Annotated in this window: 4 protein-coding genes; 2 read left to right on the forward strand and 2 right to left on the reverse strand. The window is 43.8% G+C overall.

Going from position 1 to position 3530, the window contains the following annotated elements; genetic code table 11:
* Both ACSZPU_RS24370 and ACSZPU_RS24375 read left to right on the forward strand, forming a co-directional pair.
* Positions 1-700, forward strand: a 700-nt coding sequence (locus ACSZPU_RS24370) for an acid phosphatase (protein ID WP_499004147.1), incomplete at its 5' end; no start/stop codon positions are given.
* Positions 701-905: 205 nt separating this feature from the next.
* Positions 906-1679, forward strand: a complete 774-nt coding sequence (locus ACSZPU_RS24375; RefSeq protein WP_499004148.1) for a hypothetical protein — start codon at positions 906-908, stop codon at positions 1677-1679.
* A gap of 402 nt (positions 1680-2081) precedes the next feature.
* On the opposite strand, the gene ACSZPU_RS24380 is transcribed toward ACSZPU_RS24375, so the two are convergent.
* Together ACSZPU_RS24380 and ACSZPU_RS24385 are read right to left on the reverse strand one after the other, a co-directional pair.
* Entirely contained in the window at positions 2082-2195 is a 114-nt protein-coding gene (locus tag ACSZPU_RS24380) for a replication initiation protein (protein ID WP_137470445.1), read from the reverse strand.
* A 602-nt stretch (positions 2196-2797) separates the two neighbouring features.
* The gene (locus ACSZPU_RS24385; protein WP_499004150.1) at positions 2798-3001 is read right to left on the reverse strand and encodes a Rop family plasmid primer RNA-binding protein; all 204 of its coding nucleotides are present in this window, start codon (positions 2999-3001) and stop codon (positions 2798-2800) included.
* Positions 3002-3530 lie beyond the last annotated feature (529 nt).

Consider the following 3530-nt stretch of genomic DNA (forward strand, 5'->3'; position numbering starts at 1 on the left):
ATTTTCTAATGAGTTAAAGGTGACCGATCCTCATTTCAATTTTGAAAAAGGTTATTTAACGGAAGTACAACTACCTCATTCTCTTGAGTTGCTACCTCCGCCTCCAGAAAAAAAATCAAAGGCTTTTATGAGGGATGAGGAAGTAAGAGAAAGTGTGAAAAAACTTAAAGGTGGTGATAGGTGGAAATCTGCGGTAGTAGATGCGGAGATTAAATTTCCTGAGCTGTCTGATAATTTTTCTACAGTAATTGGGTTTGGTATTAATGAGGAAAATACGCCTCATATTTATACTATTATGAAACGAGTTCTTACAGATGCAGGGCTTTCTACGTATGCTGCTAAAAATAAATACTTCCGTACAAGGCCTTTTGTTTTACATCATGAAGGAACTTGTTATCCAGAGCAAGAGGTGGTACTTAGGAGTGATGGTTCTTACCCTTCTGGTCACGCAGCGGTAGGGTGGGCATTGGCTCTTGTACTTGCTGAAATTAACCCACGAAATTCAAATGAAATATTAAAAAAGGGAATTGATTTTGGTGATAGTCGAATTATCTGCAATGCTCATTGGCAAAGTGACGTGGATGCAGGGAGGATTATGGGGGCTGCAACAGTAGCTAAACTACATGCTAATGTAGATTTTGTGAACGATATGGAATATGCAAAAAAAGAAGCCGAATTGTCATTGCAGAGTGAACATTAATTAAGTCCGGATCCCCATGCTTTACCGGGGGATTCCTAAGTTTTTGATCTTTAAGTCTCTTATCACGAAGCTGGAGTCTCCAACAAGATAGTTGACTTCGTGATGAGAGACTTAAAGGGATAACTTAATACTAAATGGGCTGTAAATGGCTCGTGCTTTATATCCCTAAGTATCAATTCGGCATTTACATTTATCTGGAGATAATATGTTTGTTAATGGGTTCAAGAAAATACTTCCCGCTTTTATTTTTATAAGTTTTTACGCTAGCGCAAGTGATGAAGCATTAACTGGTGTTAATGATAATGAGCAATTGTGGTCTTTTACTTTTGCTCCATATTTTTGGGCTGCAAGTGTTGATGGGAAAACTGGGCCTGTAGGGACATATGGATATAGTCCAGTAGAATCGAATATGAATTTTAATGAGATTTTTGATGATAGCAATTTTTCTTTCATGGCCTTTGGAGAGGCCAGGCATGAAAAGATTAGTTTGTTTGGTGATTTTTCATATGTTAATTTCTCACCGAACCAGAAAGTATCCAATCAAACAAATCTTAATGTCAAAGTTAAATTGGCGACATTGGCATTAGGTGTTGGCTATGCGGTTATTGATGATGTCAATACAACTCTTGATGTTGTAATGGGAGGGAAATTATGGCATTCGAGCATGAAGTATCATGTGTCTGGAGGTTATCTTGATGGTGTTTCGAGGGAGGGGGATGCCACTTGGGTTGATGTGTTTTCTGGGTTTAAGGGGCGGAAAAATATAACGGAAAGTATCTTTTTAGAAGGATGGACGCTGGCTGGAGGTGGGCAATCAAAATTTATCTGGGATGTATCAGGAGTTATTGGAATCAATTTTTACTCTAATTGGAATTTATCTGCTGGGTACAGGGTTGTTGATGCTGATTACAATAGGGATGGTTATGTGTTTGATATAAAACAAAAAGGTCCTATTATTGGTATTTATTCTAGATTCTGATTTGTGTTGATTTTTATCATGGCATAGAGGCTGTACAAATATGAGCAGTTTTCTTTGAAAACCGAACTTTGAAACTCGAGTGGATTTTTACGGTGCGGTGGATAAAAGGAGTTTCTTGAGCGGGATGGGGGGGGGCGTCGTCTGGCTGGAATATCAAAGAGAATAAAGAGTCCTGAGAGCAAAGGATCTTCTTGAGATCCTTTGCTCACGCGCGTAATCTTCTGCTCTGTAAACGAAAAAACCCGCGTTCTCAGGCGCGGGTTCTTTCGAAGGTTAGAAGTTTCTCAGGCTTTCTAACCTAAGGTAACTGTCTTGTGCGAGACGAGTCACCAAAACTGTCCTTCCAGTGTAGCCGCAGTCAGGCACTCACTTCAAGAACTCCAGATAAAACTCTCGCACATCTCAGTTACCAATGGCTGCTGCCAGTGGCGCTTTTGCGTGTCTTTCCGGGTTGGACTCAAGACGATAGTTACCGGACAAGGCGCAGCGGTCGGACTGAACGGGGGGTTCGTGCATACAGTCCAGCTTGGAGCGAACTGCCTTCCCGGAACCGAGTGTCAGGCGTGGAATGAGAAACCGCGGCCATAACAGCGGAATGACACCGGTAAACCGAAAGGCAGGAACAGGAGAGCGCACGAGGGAGCTACCAGGGGGAAACGCCTGGGATCTTTATAGTCCTGTCGGGTTTCGCCACCACTGATTTGAGCGTCAGATTCTGTGATGCTTGTCAGGGGGGCGGAGCCTATGGAAAAACAGCCCTCGGCTGCGCCTTTTCCTCGCTTCTTTGTTTCCTCCTACACTTTCATCTTCCCTTTTTACTTCCTCCGCTCGCCGCAGTGTTGATTAGCGAAGTCTGTCAACGCGAGGAAGCGGAAGTGCATCTGACGCGGATATGTCGCACGGTCATCCGGGGGCTTTTGTTGACGATGCAAGATAGGCCAAGTGTTCCTGTTTGACGTCATTTCATTCTGTCATCCGTTTACACTTTGCCAACCCTGCCGGTGGCTCTTATGCGGGACAGGAAATGTTTTGTCATTACCGCCTGCACGCAGTAGATAAAGCAAAACACCTCGTCAGGGCTGCGCCCCGACACCCGGCCAACGCTTTACGGCATCGGATTAAAATCCGTTCCCGTTCACCGTTTCTGCTTCCGACAGCCGGTTATTTAGTTTTTGATAGAGCGCCTCTGCCTGTTCGTGTAGCTTTTCACAGTCTGCGGCCTCGTCGTCTAGATCGAGCACGTCGAGTTTTTCGAGCAACAGCAGCGACTGCGCTCGGATAAATTTTGCCATGTTCAGCGCGGCAGATTCCTGTCGGTTCATGTGGGTTTTTCCCGTTCTGGTGATGATTTCTGTCTGAAAACGTCAGTGGGGCATTCTGATGCATGGCTATGCACGGGCGCAAAACTCACCAGCACGATTCTGAGCTGTTTTCAGTAGGGAAGTATGGGGTTTTGAGGCTCAGAGCGTAAAACGCCGCTGAGGGCGTCTGAGGCGGTGCGAACAAGAGATGTTATGGTAAATATCAGTGCTGGAATTGGGCTGTTTGGTTGAGGGCTGTAAATTATTTTGTGAAGTCGCTAGTCGTTTTAGAGATGGTCGCTTATAAGCTTAACAGCAGGCGACATAAGTGTCTGTGGTGTTTGCAGAGCTAAGACAGGCGGCTTAGCTCTGCACTTCGAACTTGAATCCGCCTTATTGGTTTTTATCTGAGGAGAGTATGTGAAAAAAACTAAGTTTTATTTGTTGTTTTTTGTTTTTACTCCTTTTTTTTCATTTTCTAATGAGTTAAAGGTGACCGATCCTCATTTCAATTTTGAAAAAGGTTATTTAACGGAAGTACAACTACCTC

This window comes from Phytobacter sp. V69, assembly GCF_965644215.1.
Lineage (GTDB): Bacteria > Pseudomonadota > Gammaproteobacteria > Enterobacterales > Enterobacteriaceae > Phytobacter.

Coding starts and splice junctions, on each gene's coding strand:
- ACSZPU_RS24375 (WP_499004148.1), top strand. CDS start 906: ATGTTTGTTAATGGGTTCAAGAAAATACTTCCCGCTTTTATTTTTATA.
- ACSZPU_RS24380 (WP_137470445.1), bottom strand. CDS start 2,195: ATGCACGAACCCCCCGTTCAGTCCGACCGCTGCGCCTTGTCCGGTAAC.
- ACSZPU_RS24385 (WP_499004150.1), bottom strand. CDS start 3,001: ATGAACCGACAGGAATCTGCCGCGCTGAACATGGCAAAATTTATCCGA.